The 22,831-nt window shown below is 66.0% G+C and carries 16 protein-coding genes; 5 read left to right on the top strand and 11 right to left on the bottom strand.

Annotated elements, in window-relative coordinates:
* Positions 1-10 precede the first annotated feature (10 nt).
* On the bottom strand, positions 11-1,279 hold the full coding sequence (locus ACFPN9_RS24150) for an NHLP bacteriocin system secretion protein (RefSeq protein ID WP_068074734.1): 1,269 nt from the start codon (positions 1,277-1,279) through the stop codon (positions 11-13).
* A 347-nt stretch (positions 1,280-1,626) separates the two neighbouring features.
* On the opposite strand from ACFPN9_RS24150, the gene ACFPN9_RS24145 reads away from it, so the two are divergent.
* Positions 1,627-2,607, top strand: coding sequence for a tripartite tricarboxylate transporter substrate binding protein (locus ACFPN9_RS24145; RefSeq protein WP_067989343.1), 981 nt, complete (start codon positions 1,627-1,629; stop codon positions 2,605-2,607).
* Between the two features lie 454 nt (positions 2,608-3,061).
* Here ACFPN9_RS24145 and ACFPN9_RS24140 read toward each other — a convergent pair whose 3' ends face one another.
* The 7 genes from ACFPN9_RS24140 to ACFPN9_RS24110 all read right to left on the bottom strand — a co-directional run bounded on the left by ACFPN9_RS24140 (position 3,062) and on the right by ACFPN9_RS24110 (position 13,669).
* Positions 3,062-4,594: a hypothetical protein gene (locus ACFPN9_RS24140; RefSeq protein WP_068074740.1), complete on the bottom strand. Its 1,533-nt coding sequence runs from the start codon at positions 4,592-4,594 to the stop codon at positions 3,062-3,064.
* Complete coding sequence (locus tag ACFPN9_RS24135; protein ID WP_068074743.1) at positions 4,594-5,343, bottom strand: ABC transporter ATP-binding protein; 750 nt, start codon at positions 5,341-5,343, stop codon at positions 4,594-4,596. The genes ACFPN9_RS24140 and ACFPN9_RS24135 overlap by 1 nt, the downstream gene beginning before the upstream one ends.
* 320 nt (positions 5,344-5,663) lie before the next feature.
* Complete coding sequence (locus ACFPN9_RS24130) at positions 5,664-6,242, bottom strand: invasion associated locus B family protein (RefSeq protein ID WP_068074746.1); 579 nt, start codon at positions 6,240-6,242, stop codon at positions 5,664-5,666.
* Between the two features lie 107 nt (positions 6,243-6,349).
* A complete protein-coding gene (locus tag ACFPN9_RS24125; RefSeq protein ID WP_377817757.1) occupies positions 6,350-10,555 on the bottom strand; it encodes an autotransporter domain-containing protein in 4,206 nt (1,401 codons plus the stop codon).
* Between the two features lie 495 nt (positions 10,556-11,050).
* A complete protein-coding gene (locus ACFPN9_RS24120) occupies positions 11,051-12,064 on the bottom strand; it encodes a transketolase family protein (protein ID WP_377817756.1) in 1,014 nt (337 codons plus the stop codon).
* Positions 12,061-12,903, bottom strand: coding sequence for a transketolase (locus ACFPN9_RS24115; RefSeq protein ID WP_377817755.1), 843 nt, complete (start codon positions 12,901-12,903; stop codon positions 12,061-12,063). The genes ACFPN9_RS24120 and ACFPN9_RS24115 overlap by 4 nt, the downstream gene beginning before the upstream one ends.
* Positions 12,904-12,916: 13 nt before the next feature.
* Positions 12,917-13,669, bottom strand: a complete 753-nt coding sequence (locus tag ACFPN9_RS24110; protein ID WP_377817754.1) for an SDR family NAD(P)-dependent oxidoreductase — start codon at positions 13,667-13,669, stop codon at positions 12,917-12,919.
* 132 nt (positions 13,670-13,801) lie between these two features.
* Between ACFPN9_RS24110 and ACFPN9_RS24105 the strand changes: the two genes are divergently transcribed.
* A complete protein-coding gene (locus tag ACFPN9_RS24105) occupies positions 13,802-14,689 on the top strand; it encodes a LysR substrate-binding domain-containing protein (RefSeq protein WP_377817753.1) in 888 nt (295 codons plus the stop codon).
* A gap of 45 nt (positions 14,690-14,734) precedes the next feature.
* Here ACFPN9_RS24105 and ACFPN9_RS24100 read toward each other — a convergent pair whose 3' ends face one another.
* From ACFPN9_RS24100 to ACFPN9_RS24090, 3 genes are all read right to left on the bottom strand, one after another.
* Positions 14,735-15,832 (bottom strand): ABC transporter ATP-binding protein, encoded by a 1,098-nt coding sequence (locus ACFPN9_RS24100; protein ID WP_377817752.1) that lies wholly within the window; start codon positions 15,830-15,832, stop codon positions 14,735-14,737.
* A 17-nt stretch (positions 15,833-15,849) separates the two neighbouring features.
* Positions 15,850-17,568, bottom strand: a complete 1,719-nt coding sequence (locus tag ACFPN9_RS24095) for an ABC transporter permease (RefSeq protein WP_377817751.1) — start codon at positions 17,566-17,568, stop codon at positions 15,850-15,852.
* 150 nt (positions 17,569-17,718) lie between these two features.
* Positions 17,719-19,038 (bottom strand): ABC transporter substrate-binding protein, encoded by a 1,320-nt coding sequence (locus tag ACFPN9_RS24090; protein ID WP_377817773.1) that lies wholly within the window; start codon positions 19,036-19,038, stop codon positions 17,719-17,721.
* Positions 19,039-19,329: 291 nt separating this feature from the next.
* Here ACFPN9_RS24090 and phnD point away from each other — a divergent pair, with 291 nt between their 5' ends.
* Genes phnD through phnE form a run of 3 tightly spaced genes read left to right on the top strand, consistent with a single transcriptional unit; the run spans position 19,330 to position 22,826 of the window.
* A complete protein-coding gene (gene phnD, locus ACFPN9_RS24085) occupies positions 19,330-20,379 on the top strand; it encodes a phosphate/phosphite/phosphonate ABC transporter substrate-binding protein (RefSeq protein WP_067989362.1) in 1,050 nt (349 codons plus the stop codon).
* Positions 20,380-20,415: 36 nt separating this feature from the next.
* Entirely contained in the window at positions 20,416-21,201 is a 786-nt protein-coding gene (gene phnC, locus ACFPN9_RS24080; protein ID WP_066735677.1) for a phosphonate ABC transporter ATP-binding protein, read from the top strand.
* Positions 21,198-22,826: a phosphonate ABC transporter, permease protein PhnE gene (gene phnE / locus ACFPN9_RS24075; RefSeq protein WP_377817750.1), complete on the top strand. Its 1,629-nt coding sequence runs from the start codon at positions 21,198-21,200 to the stop codon at positions 22,824-22,826. Before phnC ends, phnE begins: the two co-directional genes overlap by 4 nt.
* Positions 22,827-22,831 lie beyond the last annotated feature (5 nt).

The raw sequence follows: 22,831 nt of genomic DNA, 5'->3' as shown, positions 1-22,831 counted from the left end.
CCGCCCGCGCTCAGTCGCTCGAGCCGAGCAGGCGACGCAGCGCCGGCATCGCCAGCGACAGCAGCGTTTCGCGTTCCACCGTGATGCGGGAGCTCACCGGCGTGCCCGGCGTCATCCGCAGTTCAGGGCCCTCCCCGGACGTCCAGACATAGCTGGACGGCGTTTCGGGGTCGCGATGCAGTGCGATGCGAACCGCGAAGGGAGCGCCTGTGCCCGTCACCTGTTGCACCAGCGAGGCATTGCCGAGGATGCGCGTCAGAGCCCGCTCGGTGATCGGCGCCTCCGAGACTTCCATCACGGTGCCGCGCACGCGGCCCTGCTCGCGCACCGGCAGCGAGGCGGGACGGATCAGCACTTCGTCGCCGATCTGCACCAGCTTACCGTCGGCCATCGAAACATAGGTCAGCGCTTCCAGCTTGCCGCTGAAATCCTCGGGGATGATGCTGAGAACGGGCTGTCCGGCCGTGACGAGACCGTTCCGCTCCGCAGAAAGCTCGGCCACCGTGCCACTGACCGTGCTCTTCAGAACGGAGCCGCGCTCGAGTTCCGACCGTAGTGCTGCCATCTCGGATTGCAGCTGCTGGATCTGGAACTTGATCATCATGCGCTCGCGCTCGATCTTGCTGTCGGTCGCGAAGGGCTCCATCTTCATCGCGAGAAGATCGCTCTTGGCGCTGGCGAGTTGATCGGCGATCTGCTGCGTCTGAACGCGGGTTTCGAAGACGCGATTGCGCGTGGTCGATCCCAGCTCCATCAGCTTCACCTGGTCGCGCTCGAGATCGCGCTGCCAGGCGAGTCGGGTCTCCATATTGGCGATCCGGTCAACCAACGCATTGCGGCGCTCAGCCCGGGTCTTTTCCTCCGTCTCGCGTTCGAAGATCTGGAGTGCCTCGGTCTCCCGTGCCTTCTGTTCGAGCGAGGCCATGTCGCGCTCGGCCTTCTGCAGCGCGTTGATCCTGTCGGGCAGCCGCACACGGGCCACGACCTGACCAGCGGTGACGTGGTCGCCCTCGTTCACGAGAATGGTCTCGACGATCCCATCCATCACCGAGCGCACCGGCTTCAGCAACTCGCCCGAGGTGTCGACCAGGACGCCGGTCCCGTTGACCCGCACCGGGACCTGAACGAAGCGACTCCAGACCACGGCGCCGCCCAGCAGGACGACCAGAGCCAGCAGCGCGCCGCGCGTCAGGCCGTTCGTGACATGCATCGTGTTCTGGAGCTTCCCGATGCGGCTATGCGCATCGAGAGCTTCCTGCCGAAAAAGACCGCCTGCCATCAACTGCCCCCCAAGGCGTCGCGCTGACCCGAACTCCCACGGTCCTCGCGACCGATGGTCGACATCTAGGGGAGCGGCGTTAGCGCCTCGTAAAAACTTCCGCGCTTCAGGGGAACGTAAACAATTTGCTCGGCTTTTTGCTTTCAGCGTTGACGATCATTTAACAGAAAATACAAACTATTTACCGATTGTTTATCATTAATGCTGAACTAACGCAAAGACGTAACCTCATCAGCGAATGTTAACCGCTCCTGTGCGAAAGCAACCCGGAACGAAGCTGGGGGCGCTTGCTGTTGCGGCCCCGTTTCGTCACCCGTCGGACATGCGTCAATCTGGATAGGGCGAAGATGGTGAAGTCGGTCGCAACCTTGGCCCCGATCGCGGCGGTAGCCGCTGTATTGGCTGCCACACAGCCTGTCATCTCGGCCTCCCGACAGTATCCGGTCAAGCCCGTCATCATCGTCGTGCCGGCTCCGCGGGGTGGTGGCACGGACATCTTCGCACGGGAACTGGCCAAGATCGTCGAAGAAGACCTCAAGCAGGCGGTCATCATCGACAACAGACCGCGCGGCGGCGGCATCGACGGCGTCAGCAAGGCCGTGTCGGCGTCGCCCGACGGCTACACGCTGGCCTTCGTCTGGAACAGCCCCCTCACCGCCAAGCCGCTCGCAACCCAGGTGCCCTACTCGCTGGAGAGCTATCAGGCGGTGATGTCGATCGGCTTTTCATCTTATGTGCTGTGCGCGCAGCCGGGTTTCCCGGCGGAGACGGCGCAGGAGTTCCTGAACGAGATCAAGGCCAAGCCCAATGGCTACAGCGTCGGCAATGACGGCGTGGGCGGCACCATGCATCTGGCCTCGGAGCGCATCTTCCAGAAGATCGGCGCCAAGGTGAACGCCATTCCCTATGTCGGCTCGACCGATACGGCGCGTAATTTCCTGGCCGGTCAGGTGGACATCTATGGCGGTTCGCTCTCGACCATTCTGCCCCATGTCCGCGACAAGAAGGCCAAATGTCTCCTACTGACCTCGGCGGCTGACAATGCCGCCCTGCCCCAGGCGGGAGGCCTCGATAGCGTCGGCCTCGGCAGCGTCGAAACGGTCCTTTGGTGGGGGTTGATCGCACCGGCAGGGACACCGCGTCCGATCATGGACCGTCTTGAGGCCACCTTCACGAAGGCCGCCTCGACCGAGCGGTTCAAGGCGCTGATGGCCAAGCAGGGCGCCACGCCGAGAATCTCCGACGGTCGGCAGACCGATGCCCTGATCCGTTCCGAGGCCGAAGCGCTCAAGACCGTGGCGGATGGCGTCGGCCTCCGCAGGCACTGAAGGACCGGACCGGGACCGACGAGCGCGTTCGGCAGCGCTCGAGCCCGATCGGGAATGATCGTGTGCCGTATCGGCCGCCAGCGTTCTCGCAATGATCGAGGGCGCCTTAAGATCAGGCCATAGCACGCCTGCGGCGCGCGCTCGCTCGTAGACCGGGGGTCCACGACGCGCTGTCCTTACCCGTGTCGGGGATGGACGCCGTGCGGCGATCCGGTATCGGGCCGCGATGGCGGCGACTGTGATCCTCACCAGGGCGGTGACGGGCCAAGGTCTACCGGAACGACTCTCGAACCCATTTGCGATCGAAGGGCGGCAGCCAGCGGAGCCGCCTCGGTTGATCTGAGGTTTTGGGGCTGGCGATCGGCGCGCTTCCGCGTTGGCCAGGCGGCAGCCGGGGTTGGCTGGCGCGCGCTGAAGCGAGCTCGATCGGCGTCTGTCGGGTGAGCCCGCTGGCTCAGGCTGCTCTGCGCGGGCGGGCCGCGTGCAGCACACCCATCGTTGCCGCCGCAAGGACCGCACCCAGCATCGTGGCCGCGTAGTTGCCCGACAGCAGGGGCCAGACGGCTACCGCCACCATCGTCAAGGCGAGAAGTTCGATCAGCGTCACCGAAATGGGACTCTTCATGCGCCGCCTGATCAGGCCTGTCCTCGCCAATCTGGGTTGATGCCACACATTGACGAGAATGCCGCAGGCAATGGCGCAGGCGACCCCGAGCAGACTGACCAGCCCCGCCCAGGAATCGACGATCAGCAGCAGCATCAACGGCAGTGCGGCAAAGGTGACGGCCAGCCAGCCGATGGCGCCGAAACGCGCACGCGCCCGCAGACGCGGCTCCAGCGGCGCGGTCAGGGCCAACTCGGCTGCGTCATCGGCCGACATCGCGATCCAGGTCAGGCCGCCGGCAATCTGGCCGGACAGAACGATCAGCACGGGCACCAGTGCCGCGGCGTCGTCGGCCCCGTTCGCCACGCGATAGACGGTGACGACCGCAAACGGCATCAGGAAAATGCACTGCATCAGGATCTGCGACAAAAGCCATGGATCGCGCAAGATGAGGCGGCGTTCCTTGAGCATCAGCGCTGCCATGGGCGACCTTCCGAATGAGGCGCGACTGCGCCTCGGACGGGCGGGAACCGGAGCCGCCGACCCTGCCGCCAGGACGGCGTTGCGCACGAAACTCTCGGCGAGGCCGGCGAATATCAGCGCGGCGACCAGGGCGCTGCCGACCACCACGGCCGAGAGGGCCACGACATCGCCCGTCACGGCGCGGGCCGGCAGCGTCGCCCACTGCCAAAAGACGGACTGCGGGTTGGCTCCATAACTTGCGACAAGCGCATCCTTGGGACCCGGCCCGAAAATGGCCTCCCACTGCACCATGACAATCACCAGCAGACCAGCCAGCGCGGCCGCGATTTGTGCCGCCACACGCGTGCTGCGGATTCCGATCAGGCGAACCATCCCCATGGTCAGAGCGATCGCAATCGCCGTCGCGCCGAGCGCGAGGGCCATGATCAGCGGCAGACCGGCCAGCCAGTGCGGTTCGCGCTGCAGCGACAGCAGGATCAGCGCTGGAGCGCCATAGAGACCGGCCTTCGCGAGCGTGAAACCGAAGACGTTCAGAGCCCGGATCAGAAGCACGGATTGGGGCGGCAGCGGCGCGGAGAACATCAGGTCGTAATCGCCGCGCGCATACAGCGCATAGGCCGCGGAATCGAGCGCGGCGGAGATCATGAGAACGAACAGAAAGGCGAGATTGATCGTCAGGGTGATCTGAACCCGCGGATCGGTCGGGTCCAGATCTCCAGCCGACTTCAACAGCAGGTGCGACACACCGAAGATGATCGTGCAGACCACGGCCAGCACGCCGGCGATGCGCCATGGACGCAGGGCCGTTTTCGGGCCTGCCATGTCGGCAACTCCGCGCAATGCCAGGCGGATTTCATGCGCCAGCACGCTGCGCGTCGCATGTGAAAGGAAGGCGCTCATCAAGCGGCCTCTTCTCGCGCGACGATGTCGAGGAACACATCCTCGAGGGTCGCCCCCTGCGAGCCGCCGCCGTCGCGCAGCTGCGCCATGGTGCCTTCGCAGACCAGACGGCCATTGCGAATGATGCCGATGCGGTCGCTGAGCCGCTCGGCGACCTCAAGGATATGGGTGGTCAGGATCACCGTCGCGCCGGTGGCGACACGGGCCTGAAGCAGTTCCTTCACATGGCGCGCCATCGAGGCGTCGAGACCCGTCAGCGGCTCGTCGAGGATCAGCAGGTCGGGTTCGTGAATCAACGCGCCGGCCAGCGCCAGTTTCTGGCGCATGCCCTTGGAAAAGCCCTCGCAGCGCTGATCGGCCACGCGCCCCAGTTCGAGCGTCTCGAGCAAGGCCTCGCGGCGCTGCTGTGCGGCCCTGGGCTCGACCTGCCAAAGGCCGGCCACGAAATCGAGATACTCGACGGGCGTGAGCTTGTCGTAGACCATCGGCTCATCCGGTAGCCACGCCACCACGCGCTTGGCCGCGATCGGATCGCGCAGGCGGTTGATCCCGCAAATGCTGATCTCGCCCGCATCCGGCGCAAGCAGCCCTGCGACGATCCGGAGCGACGTCGTCTTCCCCGCCCCGTTGGGACCCAGCAAGGCGTAGAGCTCACCCCGATGGATACGGAGATCGAGCCCGTTGACCGCCGTAAAGCCGCCAAAGCGCTTGACCAGACCGCGGACGACCAGGGCATCATGGTCACTCATGCGAACGCTCCCATCACGAGGGGACGTTATGCGGCATCGCAGGTGACGTTCCGGTAAACCGATATTCCCGAGAAGCCAGGGACTATCCGCCTGCCCGGCCAGGCCAAAGCCGACATTGGTGGCAGGCCACACTCACGGACGACGACACATACCTCGCCGCGGACCTGCCAGACCAAAAGGGAGCGCGCGGTCGCGCTCATCGCAGGTTGTGGTTGGGATTCGCCGAGCCCGGAACGAGGAGAGGCGTTTCTCCGCTGACGCGATGCGACCGACGCGGCGGCCGGCTCGGTGCCGCCCGGTCACGAGCCGGGTTTTCGCATCTATGGTTCCCTGGCGAGCGCATCCAGCGCCTGGCTCAACCCGCGCATGGAGAACGGGAGTTTGATGTCACGGGACGCACCGTCCTTGAAGAGGATGGCGCCAGCCTCATTCAAACTCCGAAAACGCTTCACGAGGTCGTCGCGCAGGACAAGCTCGGCCACGCACCCGATCGGAAGGCAACGCTGCCACGTGGCGCCGAACGGCTTTGCGTCCTTGTCTTCTGACAAGAGTCCCGGCTGTGCCGACAGCGTCACGTTGTGGGGCAGGACGATCGTGACCTTCAGGGGATCGCTCTTGTTCACACGCCCGATCGCGATCTGCGCGATCGGCGCTTGCTGACCCTGGATCTGGATCGCCTGGGCAATCTCGCAGATGCGCGTGGCGCCTACCGGAACAGACGGCCGCTCGCAGCGCAGCGTCCAATCGCCAAAGGACGCTGTCGTGCGATCAGGCGAGGAGCTGACCGGGGCAGCACGGGAGTTCTGTGGGGCTGCAGCCGCTGGCGCCGGTGTGCCCGCTCCCGCCGGAACCTGCGCCAGGGCCGCACTGCTGCCCAGCATCGCAAGCAGGCCAGCCATTGATGCCAGCCTGGTCGCCCGCCGCGCTGGAGAACAGGAGCCGGACGCCATCAACAGCGTGAATGTCCGTCGAGGACGAGCCGTGGCAATGGGTTGCATCACCGGGTTCAGAAGCTCGCCCGGAGCATGCCCGATCCGGCAAAGCTGGTGGTGTTGCCGGAAGCGGACGCATCGAAGCGGCCACCGAGCGTCAGGGTGGGGGTCAGCTGGACGTCGGCGCCCGCGCTGAACAGCGCCGCGTCGCGGTTGGACCTCGCTCCCTCGATCACGAAGTTGGTATTCGCGATCCCGGTGAGGCTGGCGGCGAAGGTGACATCGCGCTGGAAGTAATGCGCCCAGGCGATCTCCGTGAACAGCGTCGTCTTGCGGCCACCCAGCATGGTCACGCTCGTGATCCTGAGGCCGAGATCGGAGCGCAACGCCGTGTTGGTATGGGAACGGCCGGTGACACCGGCAGCAGCGCCCGTGAAGCTGTTGGTCTCGCGGAAGTTCGGCGTGTGGACGCTCTGGATCTGAAGAGCGGCGATCGGGGAGACGGTGAAGCCGCCCGCACTGAAGAGATCATAGGCCGCCTGCAGCCTTCCGCCCCAGACATGGGCGCTGTAATCGGCGGTCGTGCCCAACCCGAGCGCCGGTACGTTGCGGCGCGTCTCGACCTGCATCGCGGCATAGGACAGCGAACCGGCCAGGCTGAGTGCCCCGATCTTCGTGGCGCCGTAGAGGCCGAGCTGGAAGATGTCGGCGTTGCTGGACCCGAGATTGCGGCCGAGTTCGGAGCGCGATTGTCCGCCCGACAGCGCGAAGCCAATCACGGAGCCCGGCGCGATGCGGTAATCCGCGCCGACCGCAATATTGGCGTCCCTGATGTCGCGGGTCGACGAACCGGCACCGGTGGCGTCCCCCTTGGTCCGATCGATCTGGCCAAAGGTTGCGCCCCAGACATGGAAGGTCGGCTCGAAGCGGACGGGCGCCGGCGCGGAGACCGCCCCCTTGCGGCCGGGCAGATCGGCCGTGAAGCCGACAGGGCCAGAGGTGCCGACCAGGCTGCCGTCGCGCCCGATCGCGAAGGGATCGAGCATCACGCGCAGGAACTGGTCCGAGACGCGCAGGCCCGCCGCGCTGGTCGCGGTGTGGACCTCGCCCGACAGCGTGTTGACGGCTGCGGCCAGAGCCTCGCGCGTCGGCTGGTTGTAGACGCGGAACAGCGAGGAGACATCGACCCCCGAGAGGACCGCGTGGTCGAGCGCCGAGGCGACAGCGGTCACATTGCGGGTCTGTGTCAGGCCGAGCACCGTATTCGCTGTCGCGGTCGCAGCGCTCTGCGAGGTAACGAGCGGTGCGGCAGTCAGCGTCACGAAGGCATTGTTGGCACTGTAGCTGACGGCGGAGGTGACACCGACACCAAAAGCGGCATCGGTGGTCACCGTCGAGAAGGTGCCGTTGATGCCGCCGGTTGCGGTCAGGAAGTTGTAGGGCGTGCCGAAATTATAGGGCCCGCCCAGCGCCACAAGCTGTAGTGTGCCGGCCAATGTCGCGGTCCCGCCGGCATTGATCTTGTCGACCTGCGCCTGTTGGATTTCGATCACTGTGGTCGAGCCGGCACTCAGGGTCAGGTTCCCGCCAATATTGACGGTGCCGATCGAGTTCCCGGGGGTGAGCTTCGCGCCAGACTTCACGGTCAGGTTCGGGATAGCGGCATTTCCGGCGAGCACGGCGCCATCGGCAATCGTGACGCTCGACGTGTTGGCGATCGAGCCGTTCACAATCAGCCGACCAGCGTTGATGATCGTCTGTCCGCGATAGGTGTTCACGCCGGAGAGCGTGAGATCGCCGAGGCCGTTCTTGGTCAGGCCGGGCTGGATCGCCTCGGTTGCCGGAACCGTCGTCGAGATGACGCCACTGAGCGTCATGTTGAACCCGTTCGTGTCGACGGTGAACTGGTTCACCCCGAACGCGCCCTGCGAGATCTGGATTGCGTTGGCGAGCGTGACATTGGCCACTGCGCGTAATGTCGTTCCCGTCTGGACTGCGGCCTGGCCACTCCCGAGCGCCGTGTTGGACCCGACCCCCAGAGCCCCCGATCCAAGCGAGACGCCGCCGCTGAAGCTGTTCGCGCCGGTCAGATTGAGCGTTCCGAAATTTGTCTTTTGAAGGCTGCCGGTGCCGGAAATGGTCCCAGAGAGGGTCAGCGACGTGCCAGTCTCATTGCTGATGAGCACGTTCGTATCGAGCGCGATGGCATTGCCGAAGGCGACTGAGGCCGCTGTCGTCGAGAATGTGCGCACACCCGTGCCGCCCAACCGCAGCGAGGCCGAGCCCAGCGCGGAGCCGCTGTTGACGAACAACGCACCGTCCGTGACGTGAAGCGTGCCCGTTCCGCTTCCGGTGCCCGCCACATGCAGCTGGCCGCCGCCCGTCTTCACGAGCGTCCCGCCGAGGAACTGCACGCCGCTGCTGAAGACGAGCTTCTGCAACGCACCTGTGTTGTTGTCGGCCGAAACGGTACCGCCCATCGCGTTGACCACCACCGAGCGTGCCATGGTGATGTCGGCGCGGCTGCTGAGCGTGCCACCGTTGAAGACGAGGCTGTTGGTCGCGCTATCGTTGCCGAGATTGCGCTTATCGTCGACCTGCAGCGTGCCCGCGGAGATCGTCGTCGCACCGGAATAGGTGTTGTTGGCCGCAAGCGTCAGTGTGCCGGTCCCGATCTTCTCGAATCCACGCGGGCCGGCTGTCTCCGAGATCACGCCCGACTGGGTCGCGGAATCGGCGGCGAGCACCTCGAGCTGGGTGGTGTTCGAGTTGATGTTGATCGGCGTCGCGCTGTTGACGCCGTTGGCGAAGCTGATGACCGAGCCGGTCGTCGTGATGGTGTTGCCCGCCCCGCCGGCCGCGCCGCTCGCGCCGATGACCAGCTTGCCGTTGACCGTGATGCCGCCACTCAGCGTGTTGGTGCCGGTCAGGTTCAACGTGCCACCGTCGATGGCGATCGCCTTGTTGCTGTTCAGGTTACCCGTCAGGTTCAGCGTGCCATTGCCACTGAGGACGAGGCTGTTGAACCCGCCGAACGGGTTCGTTCCCGCGTAGCTGTCGGTCGTGCCGTTCGCCATCTGCACCGTCAGGTTGCCTGTGCCACCCGTCAATGCGCCGCCCGTGCCACCCAGCGATCCGACGGTCGGATTGTCGATGGCACCGAAGTCGAAGGTCGCACCAGCGTTGACGATGATCAGCGATGCGCTGTTCAGCGCGCCACCGGCCCCGATCTTCAGCGTACCAGCCTCGATGAGCGTGGGGCCGGTGTAGGTGTTGATGCCGGTCAATGTCAGGACGTTGCTGTTTTTCTTTGTCAGTCCCCCTGCACCAGCAATGATCGCTCCGACCGAGACATCGTCGCTTCGGTCGAAGATGACCCGCGTGCCGGCATCGAGAGTGAGCGTCTTCCCGGTGTCGACCGGGGTTTGGCCGCTCGTGCCGCCATCACCAATCTGCAACGAACCTGTCTGGACACGGAAGCCCTCGAGCCCGAGCGAGGATGGACCGGTGTATACCAGAGTCCCCGCACCGGCTCGTAACGCGATGTCTTTGCCGGCTGCGGCATCGAGCCGGCCAGTCCATTTGGCGGTAAAATTCGTGCTGCCGTTGAAGTCCTGGAAAATGATGTCCGTATTGCCCTGTGCCAGCAGCCGAACGCCGATTTCGCTGGGTCCCTGAATGAAGACCTCGCTGCGGTTCCCATTGGCGTGATTGTAAAGGCCGGTCGTCTGGATCGTGCCCGTGTTAACGAGCCCGCCGGTGTTGATGCTGCCCTGAAGATAGGTCCGGTAATCTGCCGTGACCGTTCCTCCCACGAAGACATGGTTCTGCGTGCTGGGATGCACGCCCGGCAGCGATTTCAGAACCAGAAGATCGCCGACATTGACAGTTGCACCCACGCCAACATCAAAGCCGCCATTCGTCACGGAGATGGTGCTGATATAGGTGTTGGTCGAGAAGGTCGGCATATTCGACAGGAAAGCGGCCGAAGAAAAGCGCGGCAGCCCTGCATTGAAAACACCCGTGTAATCCGTGATCCGCTGATCGGTCCGGGTGATGTACAGTTCCTGCCTTACCCAACCGGGACCGGGGGCGACATTCGGGATGATGGTGTCGATTGTCGGGGCCGGATTGAGGAGCGTGGCCGTAGTCCGGGTCCGATAATTGTAGTTGCCCAGATAATTGGCGGCGTTGCCGAGATTGTCGTCCGCCACGCCGATCCACTCGAATTGCCGCGAGCCTGTCTGAAACGTGGTGAAGCTGTTTCCCGCGTCGAGCACGGGCACACCCGGGACGGTTTGGGCTGCTGCAGGGCATGGCACCATCACCATCATGCCCGCAATGACACCGCCGGCCAGCGCTGTCTGGCGCAGGAGAGCGAAACGGACGGTATTGAAGGTAGAACGGTCGGCGACAGAACAATACGCAGCGATCACAGGCACATCCCTAGCTCATAGCCGCCAAGAACAGCCGCGCGGGATAGCGACGGCACCTCGTCGGTCAAATCGATGGGAAATTGTGCGCCTGCGCGCATATCCGCATCGTCGTGCTTAGGCATCTACGGCCGACACCGACATGCGTCAGATTTCTTCTCGGCTTCCTATCGGTAATCAGACTCCCTGGAAACATTCCAGCAACTCAGAGCGACCATTTTTGCAAACGGTTAACTTTGATTCCGCGATGTGCTCACGCGGCCACATGGGCTGAATCGCCCATGCATTCATGGTGTTGTGAACCGCTTCGGGCGCTCAGAGGCCGGCTTCGTGGCCTCGCCCTCAGCCAAGCCACGTCTTCACCCGGCCGCAGAGCGCCTCGGTCGAGATACCGTAGCGGTCATGCAGGGTCGGCAGGGCGCCGGCAGCCAGGAACTCGTCCGGCAGCCCGATCATGCGGAAGGCGCAATGGACGCCCTCGCGCATCAGCAGACCGGCCACCGCCTCACCCAAGCCGCCGATGACCGTGTGGTTTTCGGCCACGACCACGAGCCGGCCGGGCTTGGCGCAGGCTTCCAGGATCGCGGCCGTATCGAGCGGCTTGATCGTCGGCACATGAAGCACGGCGGCGTCGACCCGGTCCTTCTCGAGCGCCTTCGCCGCCTCGAGAGCTCGCATCGTCATGAGGCCGGAGGAGACGAACAGCACCTCGCGGCCATCGCGCAGGAGCTTGGCCTTGCCGAGTTCGAACCGGTAGCCGTACTCGTCCAGCACCAGCGGCACCTGCCCGCGCAGCAGCCGCATATAGACCGGCCCCTGGTGGCTCGCGATCGCCGGCACGGCCTGCTCGATCTCATGCGCGTCGCAGGGATCGACCACGACCATGCCCGGCATGGCGCGCATCAGCGCCAGATCTTCCGCGGCCTGATGCGAAGGGCCGTAGCCCGAGGTCAGGCCCGGCAGCGCGCAGACGATCTTCACATTGCGGTCTTCCTCCGCGATCGTCTGGTGGATGACGTCGTAGGCCCGCCGCGAGGCGAAGACGGCATAGGTCGTCGCAAACGGCGTGAAGCCCTCGGCAGCAAGGCCCGAGGCGGCCCCGAAGAGCAGCTGCTCGGCCATGCCCATCTGGTAATGCCGCTCGGGAAACGCCTTCGCGAAGATGTGCAGGTCGGTGTATTTGCCGAGATCGGCGGTCATGCCGAGCACGCGCGGATCCTGCTCCGCCAGCGCGACCAGGGCATGGCCGAAGGGCGCGGGCTTGGTACGCTGCCCCTCGCTCGCGATCGAGGCGATCATCGCCGAGGTGGTCAGCTTCGGCTTGCCGGCGGGCATGGGCGAAACGGGCGGCTTCATGACGGCTTCCTCTCGTCGAGGGCGGCGAGGGCCAACTGCCATTCATGGGCCTCGACCCGGATGAAGTGGTTCTTCTCGCGCGCCTCGAGGAAGGGCACGCCCTTGCCCATCAATGTGTCCGCGATGATCAGGCTCGGGCGGTTGCGCTCGGCCTTGGCGGCGTCGAAAGCGCTCCGGACGGCGTCGAGGTCATTGCCGTCGATTCGCTGCGCGAACCAGCCGAACGCCTCGAGCTTGTCGAGAAGGGGCTCGAACGCCATCACGCTCGTCGAGGGGCCGTCGGCCTGCTGGTTGTTGACGTCGACGACGGCGATCAGGTTGTCGAGCTTGTAATGGGCGGCGGAGAGGATCGCCTCCCAGACCGAGCCCTCGTCCAGTTCGCCGTCCGAAAAGAGGGTATAGACCGTCGCCTCCGAATGCTTGCGCTTGAGACCCAGCGCCCGGCCGACCGCGATCGACAGGCCCAGCCCGAGCGAGCCTCCCGACATCTCCATGCCGGGGGTATAGGCGGCCATCCCCGACATCGGCAGCCGACTCTCGTCCGCTCCGTAGGTTTCGAGTTCCTGTTCGGGAATCACGCCCGCCTCGATCAGCGCCGCATAGAGGGCGATCGCGTAATGGCCGTTCGAGAGCAGGAAGCGGTCGCGCCCTTCCCAATCCGGATCGTCGGGCCGGTAACGCATGGCGTGGAAATAGGCGACGGCAAGAACATCGGCGATGTCGAGCGCCTGGGCGATATAGCCCTGGCCCTGCACCTCACCCATCAGGATGGCGTGGCGGCGGATGTTCCAGGCCCGGCGTTCGAGCGAGACATTGTGGCCGATCGGGGCATTGCCCATGGTCATGGTCTCCTCAGCCATGGATCAGCATGCCGCCGTTGACGTCGATCACGGCGCCGGTGACGTAGGCCGAGAGGTCGGAGGCGAGGAACAGGTAGATGCCGGCAACGTCTGCGGCCTGGCCGAGTCGTCCGAGCGGAATGCCCCTGATGATGTCCGCCCGCATCTCGGGGGTCAGCTTGCCGCCCGTGATGTCGGTCTCGATCAGGCCCGGCGTCACGCAGTTGACGCGGATACCGTCCGGGCCGAATTCGCGCGCCATTGCCTTGGCGAGCCCGAGTACGCCGGCCTTCGCCGAGGAATAGTGCGGCCCGCCGAAGATGCCGCCGCCGCGCTGCGCCGAGACGGACGACATGCAGACGATCGAGCCCCGACGCCGCGCCTGCATGTGGGGGATGAAGACCTGGCTGAGAAACAGCACGCCCTTGCAGTTGATGTCCTGAATGCGGTCCCAGCTCGCCTCGTCGATATCGAGGGTCTTAACCGGCTGTGTCACGCCGGCATTGTTGACGAGGATGTCGATCTGGCCGAACGCGGCTAGGACGCGGTCGGCAGCCGCCTGGCAGGAGGCCTTGTCGGCGACATCGCAGCGCAGGCCGAGATGGTGAGGACCCAGCGCCGCCGCCTGCTGCTGCGCTGCCGCTTCGTCGATGTCGAGAATGGCGACGCGCGCACCCTGCGCCGCGAAGAGTTTGGCGGTGGCGAGGCCGATCCCGCGTGCGCTCGCGGCGCCCGAGATGGCGGCGGTCTGACCCTGCAGCAGCATGTCCGTCCCTGAAGCGTGTTTTGTCTAATCGTGAGCTTGAATCGTTTCATGCCGGTTTGAAAACGCAAAGTTTGCGCGATGACATGAATCTAGTTCATCTTCTGCCCTCCGGAGAAGCGCGGGAGATCATCGATGCGACGCCTCCCGCTGTCTTCGCTCCAGGCTTTCGAGGCTGCGGCCCGAACCGGCTCGTTCCGTGCTGCCGGCGAGGAACTCGGCATTTCACCGAGCGCGATCAGCCATGCGATCCGCAAGCTCGAAGATCTGATGGGCGCGACGCTGTTCGACCGGCAGAGCCGCCGGGTGCGGCTGAACCCGGCCGGAGAGGCGCTGCTCGCCCATGTCGCGGCCGGATTCGACCAGATGCGGCAGGTTGTCGAGACCGTCGGCGCCCGCTCCGGGAACCTGCTGCGGCTGCACTGCGCCCCGTCGATGGCGGCGCAGTGGCTGCTGCCACGCCTGCGCCACCTCTTGCTCGCCCAGCCGGGCCTGGAAGTGCGGCTGGCGGCGGGCATCGACTATCCCCGCTTCGAACATGACGCGTTCGATGCCGACATCTGCTACGGCCCTCCCCGCCAGGAAGGGCTCGTCGTCGTCCCGCTGGGCGAGGAGACGGTGACGCCGCTTTGCGCGCCCGAACTCGCCGCCCGGATCACCTCGCCGGAGGATCTGACGGCCGCCCGGCTGATCGAGAGCGACAACAAGCGCGTGCGCTGGGCGAACTGGTTCGGCGCCAACGGAATCATCCCGCCCACGCCTCGCGGATCGCGTTTCGATCGCTCGTTCATCGCCATCGCCGCCGCTGTGGACGGGCTCGGCATCGCGCTCGAATCGACGCGTCTGGCCGAGCGGGAACTCGCGGACGGCCGCCTCGTCGCGCCGCTGGCCGGGCGCGCCCGGGACGTGCGTTACACCGGCCATTACCTCGTCTTCCCGCGGGTGGCGAAGTCGCGGCGCGCGGTGCGGATGTTCACGCAATGGCTGACCGAGGAATTGCGGCTGCCGCCCTACGCTTTCTGACCGACCCCAGAGTTCCTGCGGGCGCCGGGATCGCGCGGGCCGGAATCAACCCGTCAGCCAGATCAGGGCATGGGGCGAGAGCGTCACGATGGCGCGGCTGCCGATCTCGTGCAGGTCCCGCCCGGAGCGGAAGGGCGTGTCGACCGCAACTTCGGTGGCACCGACGCGCACACCATAGCGCACGCTCGCGCCAAGGAACTCGCGATGCGCCACGACGCAGGGCAATGCCAACCCGTCGCCGGCCTGGCCGCTGGCGTCCGTCAACGCGGCATGCTGGGGCCGGAACACCAGCTTCGCCCCTGCGGGCACGACGGCATCCGCCGGGAGTGGGAGCCGGATTCCGCCCTCGATGACGAAATGGCGCTCCGCGCCGGTGCCGACGACGCGCCCATCGAGGATGTTGGCGGTGCCGAGGAAATTCGCGACGAAGAGGTTGGCCGGGCGCTCATAGAGCTCCATCGGCGTCCCGACCTGCTGGACCACGCCGTCATTCATCACTGCGATCCGGTCGCAGATCGTATTTGCCTCCTCCTGGTCGTGGGTGACGAAGATCGTCGTCAGGCCGAGCCGCTGCTGCAGGTCGCGCAGTTCGCGCCGGACCTGAACCCGCATCTTGGCGTCGAGATTGGAGAGCGGCTCGTCCAGCAGCAGGATCTTCGGCTCGACCGCGATCGTCCGCGCCACCGCGACACGCTGCTGCTGCCCGCCCGAAAGCTGCGAAGGCCGACGCTCGGCGAGATGGCCGAGCCCGACGAGATCGAGGGCCTGCGCGACCCGCCGGGCGGTCTCGGCCCGCGGCACGCCGCGCTCCTCCAGGCCGAAAGCCACATTGCGCGCGACCGTCATGTGGGGCCAGAGCGCATAGGACTGGAACACCATGCCGACATCGCGCTTCCAGGGCGGCAGCCCCGAGACGTCCTTGCCGCCGACGAGCACGCGGCCGGTCTCGGCCTGGTTGAAGCCGGCGATCAGCCGCAGCAGCGTGGTCTTGCCGCAGCCCGAGGGGCCGAGGAAGGCGAAGAATTCGCCCGGCCTGATCGAAAGGTCGACGCTCTTCAGGACATGGTTGTCGCCGTAGGACAGGTTGACCCCCTCGATATCGACCGAGACGGCCGGGCTCGCGAGGTCGGTTTTCATCGTCATGGCTGGCTCGTTCTTCATCACTGGCCCATGCCCTTGGCCCGCTGGCTGCGCTCGATCACGAGATGCGAGAGGAACGTGCAGAGGGCGACGAGCAGCACGGCGACGACGCCGAGCGCGGCTCCCGGCCCCCGGCCTGCGGCCGACTGCATGAAGACGTAGAGGCCGAAGGCGAGCGGCGCATCGGAGTTCGACTGCACCAGCATCAGCGTCGCCGAAAGCTCGACCGCCGCCGTCGAGAAGCTGGTGACGAAGCCGGCGAGGATGCCGCCCGCCATCAGCGGCACGACGACCCGCCTGACGGTCCTGGCTTTAGTGGCGCCGAGGTTTTCCGCCGCCTCCTCGAGCGAGACCGAGATCTGCTGGAGCGCGGCGTAGCAGGCGCGCAGCGCATAAGGCAGGCGCCGGATCGCGAGCGCGAGCACGATGGTGATCCAGAGCGACGCCAGCGGCGTGCCGTCCGGCAGGGTGATGCCGTAGAAGGTCCGAAGATAGCCGATGCCGAGCACCACACCGGGAATGGCGAGCGCGGCTGACGCCGCCCAGTCCAGCCATTCGCGCCCGATCAGCTTGGTGCGCAGGACGAGATAGGCGATCGCGACGCCGAGCACGATGTCGATGCCACCGGCGAGCGTCGCGTAGATCAGCGTGTTCTTGATGTAGACCGAGCTCTCGCCGAAGACGCGGGCGTAATGCGCAGTGGTGAAGGCGTCGGGCAGCGGGGAGAACGACCAGATCGTCGCGAAGGAGAGCAGCAGCAGCCCGAGATGCGGCGCCAGCACCAGCGCCAGGATCAGGATGACGACGCCATAGCCGAGCACGGCCTCCCAGGGGGTCATGACGCGCCGGGCCAGACCGCCGCCGCCGCGCTGGGTGGTGGCGTAGTCGCGCCCCTTGAGCGCCAGTGCCGAGAGCCACATCGCGATGACGGAGGCGACGATCAGCACGACCGAGATGACATAGCCCATCGGGTCGGCGATGCCGATCGAGGTCACCCGCAGATAGGCCTGCGGCGCCAGCATGTCCTTGACGTTGAGCAGGAGTGGCGTCGCGAGATCGTCGAAGACCTTGACGAAGACGAGCGAGGCGCCGGCGAGATAGCCCGGCAGCGCGAGCGGGAAGACGATGCGGCGGAACAGGCGAAAGCCCGAGGAGCCGAGATTCTGCGCCGCCTCCTCCATCGCCCGGTCGATGTTGCGCAGGGCCGCCGAGAGATTGATCAGGATGAAGGGGAAATAGTGGACCGACTGGACGAAGATGACGCCGTTCAGCCCCTCCATGAAGCCGATCTTGAAGCCAAACCACTCATCCAGCAGCAGGTTGATCGAGCCGTTGCGGCCGAAGAAGAGCTGCATCGCGACCGCGCCCACGAAGGGCGGCATGATCAGCGGCAGGAAGCCGAGCGTCTGCACCAGCATCGCGCCGCGGAAGACGAAACGCGTCGTCAGATAGGCGAGCGGCAGGGCGAAGACGGAGGCCCAGACCACCGACATGGCGGAGACGTAAAAGGAGTTCCCCAGCGAGCGCATGAACAGCTCGGTGCGGACGAAGTCGTAGAAGTTCACAAGCGTGAAGTTGGACGTGCCCTTCTCGGTGAAGGCGACGTAGAGCACGGTCCCGACCGGCAGCCCCAGGAACAGCAGGAGGAAGGCCGCGATCGCCAGCGCCAGCGCGATCTGGCCTGGCGTGGCGGAGAGCCGGCGGGCGCGAGGGAGGGTGGCTGTGGGGATGGCGGTCATGCCCGTCCTGATCGTTGAACCGAGGGCGCGCCGTCATCCCGGACGAGCGGCGAAGCCGCGCCGATCCGCGATCCATTCCTGACCTGGTCCGGCATGGGTCCCGGATCTCCGCTTCGCTGCGTCCGGGATGACGCGAGGATGGGTTAACGCTCAGCGCGCCGCCTTGAGTGCCTCTTCGGCCTTGGCCTTGGCCTTGGCGTAGTGGTCGCGGGCGAAGCTCGCCCATTGCGCCTCGACCTCGGCCTGGCGCGCGCCCTTCTCCTTGCCGCCGGTGAAGGCGCCGCGAAGCTCGGCGCTGGAGGCCTGCGCCTCGCTGACTGGCATGGCGGCGATGAGGTTCCGGGCTTCGTCGAGCAGAGCCTTCGCCTGCGCGTTCGGCTTCTTGGCCAGGGCGGCCTCGACCTCGTGCAGCGTCTTGGTGACGCCCTTGAGCGCATCGAGCTGGAAGGAGATCAGCTGGTCGAACAGCGTGTCGACGACAGCGGTGCGGCCTTCCGACTTGTCGACGTCGAAGCCGATCATCTTCTGGAAGCGCGGATCGGTGAAGGGGTTAGGGTAGTCGGCGCCGGCCTTGGCGTAGACGGCCGGGTTCACCGGCAGGCGGCGGATGCCCGGCTCGAGCAGGACCTCCTGTCCCGCCGGCGAGAGCAGGAACTCGACGAAGGCCTCGGCGGCCGCCTTGTTCGGGGCGTTGGCGACGATGCCGACATTGGCGGGCACCACCGTGGTCACGCTCGGATAGACGAACTTGACCGGAAAGCCCGAGGCCTGCGCCGAAAAGGCGAAGAAGTCGATGACGATGCCGACGCCGACCTGGCCGGAATTGACCTGCTCGGGCACGCCGAAGGAGCGCTCGTTGATCGCGCGGAAATTGCCCGCCATCTCCTTGATCGTGCGCCAGCCCTTGTCCCAGCCCTCGCCCTGGAGGATCGTTTCGATCGTCAGATGCGTCGTGCCGGAGCGAGAGGGCGCGGCGATCGCGACATGGTCGAAGAAGACCGGCCTGGCGAGGTCCTGCCACTCCTTTGGCTCGGGCAGCTTGTTGGCGCGGGCATAGCGCTCGTTCCACATGATGCCGTAGCCGGAGGCCGCAAAGCCCGAATAGAACCCGGCGGGGTCGTTGATCGGATAGGAGCCGATCTTCTCGGGGATGCCGCTCGCCTTCGGCTTGTAGGCGGACAGCAACTGCTTGCCCTTGAGCACCTCGAAGGCGTCCGGCGCCGAGGCCCAGAACAGGTCGACCTGGTTGTTGGCCTTCGTCTCCTCGATGTATTTCACCCCCGCATTGGTGTTGCGGTTCTGGACCTCGAGGGTAACGCCGGGAGTCGCCTTTTCGAAAGCCTTCTTGATCGGGTCGGTCACGTCCTTCGAGAACGACGTCACAACCGTTACCTTGCCGGCCGGTGTCTGAGCCAGGGCGACCGAGGACGTCAGGACGAGGCCCAACGCCAGAACCCACTTCTTCACCACCACGATGACCTCCCAGAGACGTTGTCCGCGTTCGACATCGAGGCCGAACTTGCGTCGCAGAGCTGAATCCACCGCTGCGCGTCATCAAACTGTCACATCCAGCGGCGGCCTGTCACCCCTCCCCCTTTGCCGGCTACGCCCGCAGCGCCTCTCCCAACGGCATGGGCGCCGGAGGACGGCGACGGCGCGAGGCCGGGCGGGACGGCGGCCAAGACCGGGTTGAATATGACGGTTTTGTGTCACATACCTGGAACAAGCCGGTCGAACCGGCAGCGTGAGAGGAAACGTACGATGAGCCGGAAAACGACCCAACTCGCAGCCACAGTCTCGCTGCTGGTGCTGAGCCTGAGCGCGTGGAGCGGCGACGCCGCGGCGCAGGATGCCTGCCCGAACCGCGGCCAGCTCGACACGATGTATTGCGACGCGAACGGCGATCTCGTCGCCGATGCGCCGACCGATCCGAAGAAGTGGCGCGATCCCTCGGCGCTGGTCTGGGCCTATACGCCGGTCGAGGATCCAGCCGTCTACGCCAACATCTTCAAGCCCTTTACCGATCATCTCGCGACCTGCACGGGCAAGCGGATCGTCTACTACCCGGTCCAGTCCAACTCGGCCGAGATCGAGGCCATGCGCTCGGGCCGCCTGCATTTTGCCGGCTTCTCGACCGGGCCGACCGGCTTCGCGGTCAACCTCGCGGGTGCCGTGCCCTTCGCCGCGAAGGGCGTCGGGTCGGAAGTGCGCGGCTACAATCTCGTCGCCGTGGTGAAGGCGTCGAGCCCCTATCAGAAGCTCTCCGACCTCAAGGGCAAGAAGGTCGCCCATACCTCGCCTTCGTCCAATTCCGGCAATCTCGCGCCCCGCGTGCTCTTTCCGGAGCATGGGCTGACGGCCGACGTCGACTACAAGCCGCTGATGTCCGGCGGGCACGACAAGTCGATCCTCGGCGTCGTCTCGGGCGACTACGACATGGGCGCGGTCGCGGGCGACGTCTATGAGCGCATGATCGTGCGCGGCACGATCAAGAAGGAGGACGTGCGCGAGATCTACCGCAGCGCGGTGTTCCCGACCTCGTCCTTCGCCTATGCCCACGACCTCAAGCCCGAGCTCGCCAAGAAGCTGACCGAGTGCTTCTTCTCCTTCCGCTTCACCCCGGAAATGACCAAGGAGTTCAACGGCGACGACCGCTTCCTGCCGATCACCTACCAGAAGGACTGGGCCGTGGTGCGGGACGTGGCCGAGAAGTCGGGCACGCCCTACAACAAATCGGCCTATGACGCCGAGGCCAAGCGCGAGGCCGATGCGCTCGCCAAGAAGAACGCGGCGCCTCCCAAGGCACCCTGACCCGCCCACGCCGTCGCCCAACGAGGTTTTCCCATCATGAGCGCCCTGCCTGTGGCGTCCGGCCAGGGCCGGGCGCTCGTCATCCGTAACCTCGTCAAGGAGTACCGGCCCGGACAGCCGGTGCTGCGCGACATTTCCCTGACCGTGTCTGAGCCCGGCATCGTCGCCATCATTGGCCCGTCGGGCACCGGCAAGTCGACGCTGATCCGATGCATCAACCGGCTGGTCGATCCGACCTCCGGCTCGATCATGCTCGGCGGCACGGATCTCGCGAAGCTCCAGGGTGAGGCGCTGCGCCAGGCGCGTCGCCGGCTCGGCATGGTCTTCCAGGAGTACAATCTCGTCGAGCGGCTGACCGTCATCGAGAACGTGCTCTGCGGCCGTCTCGGCTATGTGCCCGTCTGGCGTGCCTGGACGCGGCGCTTTCCGGAGGCCGACATCGCGCGCGCCTTCGCGCTGCTGGAGTCGGTCGGGCTCGGCGATTTCGCCACCCGGCGGGCCGACCAGCTCTCGGGCGGGCAGCGGCAACGCGTCGGCATCGCGCGCGCCGTGATGCAGGATCCCGATCTCGTTCTCGCCGACGAGCCGACCTCCTCGCTCGATCCCAAGACCTCGGTCGAGATCATGGAACTGCTCGCCCAGGTTGGGCGCGAGCGGGATATTCCCGTGCTCGTCAACATCCACAATGTCGCGCTGGCGAAGCGCTACGCGCTGCGGATCGTCGGCATGTCCAAGGGCGTCGTCGTCTATGACGGACCGCCGGCCGGGCTGCAGGACAGCCATCTCGCCGAGATCTATGGCGGCGAAGGCTGGATGGAATGAGCGCCCCCGCCCTCGCCTCCCGCAACCTGCGGGCCCGCGCCTTTCCGCCGAACTGGCCGCTGCGCATCGGCGCGGCGCTGTTCCTCGCCTATGTCGCCTATGCGGCGCAGATCCTGGACATCCGCTGGGAGCGTTTCGTCCAGGGGCTGGACAATGGCGCCCGCTTCATCGGGCGGATGTTTCCGCCCAACACCGCCGCCGACAAGATGCAGCTCCTGTGGTCGGGCATGCTGGAATCGCTGCAGATCGCGATCATCGCGACGGCGATCGGCGTGCTGCTGGCCCTGCCGCTCGGACTTTTCGCGGCGCGCAACCTGATGCCCCTGCCGGTCACGGTGGCGGCGCGCGGCGTCATCGCGCTGTGCCGCACCTTCCACCCCGTCATCGTCGCGATCCTGTTCGTCAAGGCGGTCGGGTTCGGCGCGCTCGCCGGCGTCATGGCGCTGGTGGTCGCGACGCTCGGCTTCATCGCCAAGCTGATCGCCGAAGCTATCGAAGAGATGTCGATGAAGCCGATCGAGGCTTTGCGCGCCGCCGGCGCGCCGTTCCTCTCGGTGGTGACGATGGGCGTGGTGCCGCAGGTGCTGCCGCGCTTCATCGGTTTTGCCGCCTATCAGCTCGATTCCAACCTGCGTAATTCCGCGCTCGTCGGCCTCGTCGGCGGCGGCGGCATCGGCGCGACACTATTCACCGCCTTCCAGCGTTTCGACTATGATTTCGTTCTGACCATCATCATCGCGATCATCGTGACCGTGATGGCCGGCGAGGTCCTGTCCGCCTTCATGCGGCGGATCTACCAGGACGAGGCGCCGTCGGGCATCGTGGTCGAGACGCCCGCGGGTCGTCTCTGGCGCCGATTCACGCCGCTGGAGCGCGGACTGAGGCTCGCCTTCTGGGGGCTGGCTGCGCTGGCGCTGGGCTGGTCGGTCCAGACCATCGAGGTCATTCCCGAATTCCTGTATGATGCGCCCCAGCAGACGGCCGATCTGTTCGGCCGGATGTGGCCGGTCGATTGGGCCTATTTCGGCACCACCGTCGGCACCGCGCTGGTCGAGACCCTGCACACCGCGACACTCGGGACGATCCTCGCCATCCTGCTCGCCACGCCGGTCGCGCTGATGTGCGCCCGCAATGTCGCGCCCTCGCCGATCGTCAATGCGCTGGGGCGCTTCATCCTGGTCTCGACCCGCTCGGTCCACACGCTGGTCTGGGCCCTGCTCTTCGTCGCGGTCTTCGGTCCCGGCGCGCTGGCGGGCGTGATGGCCGTCGCGGTTCACTCGATCGGTTTCACGGGCAAGTTCCTGTCCGAGGCGATCGAGGAGGCCAAGGCCGGGCCGATCGAGGCTCTGCGCGCCGCCGGCGCCTCACGGCGCGCCATCCTGCTCAAGGGCTTCTGGCCCCAGGTGAAACCCGCCTTTCTCGCGGTCAGCCTGTTCCGCTGGGACATCAATGTCCGCGAAAGCGCCGTGCTCGGGCTGGTCGGCGCCGGCGGTCTCGGCGTGGCCTTGCAGGCCTCGATGGACAATCTCTACTGGGACCAGGTCGGGCTGGTGCTGCTCGTGATCTTCGCCGTCGTCGTCGTCACCGAGATCGTCACGGCGACCATCCGCTCGCGCGTGATCTAGGGCCT

Source organism: Allobosea massiliensis (genome assembly GCF_042655245.1).
Lineage (GTDB): Bacteria > Pseudomonadota > Alphaproteobacteria > Rhizobiales > Beijerinckiaceae > Allobosea > Allobosea massiliensis.
Note: the sequence above shows the minus strand (reverse complement) of the source record. Positions and strands in the feature narration are given on the sequence as shown.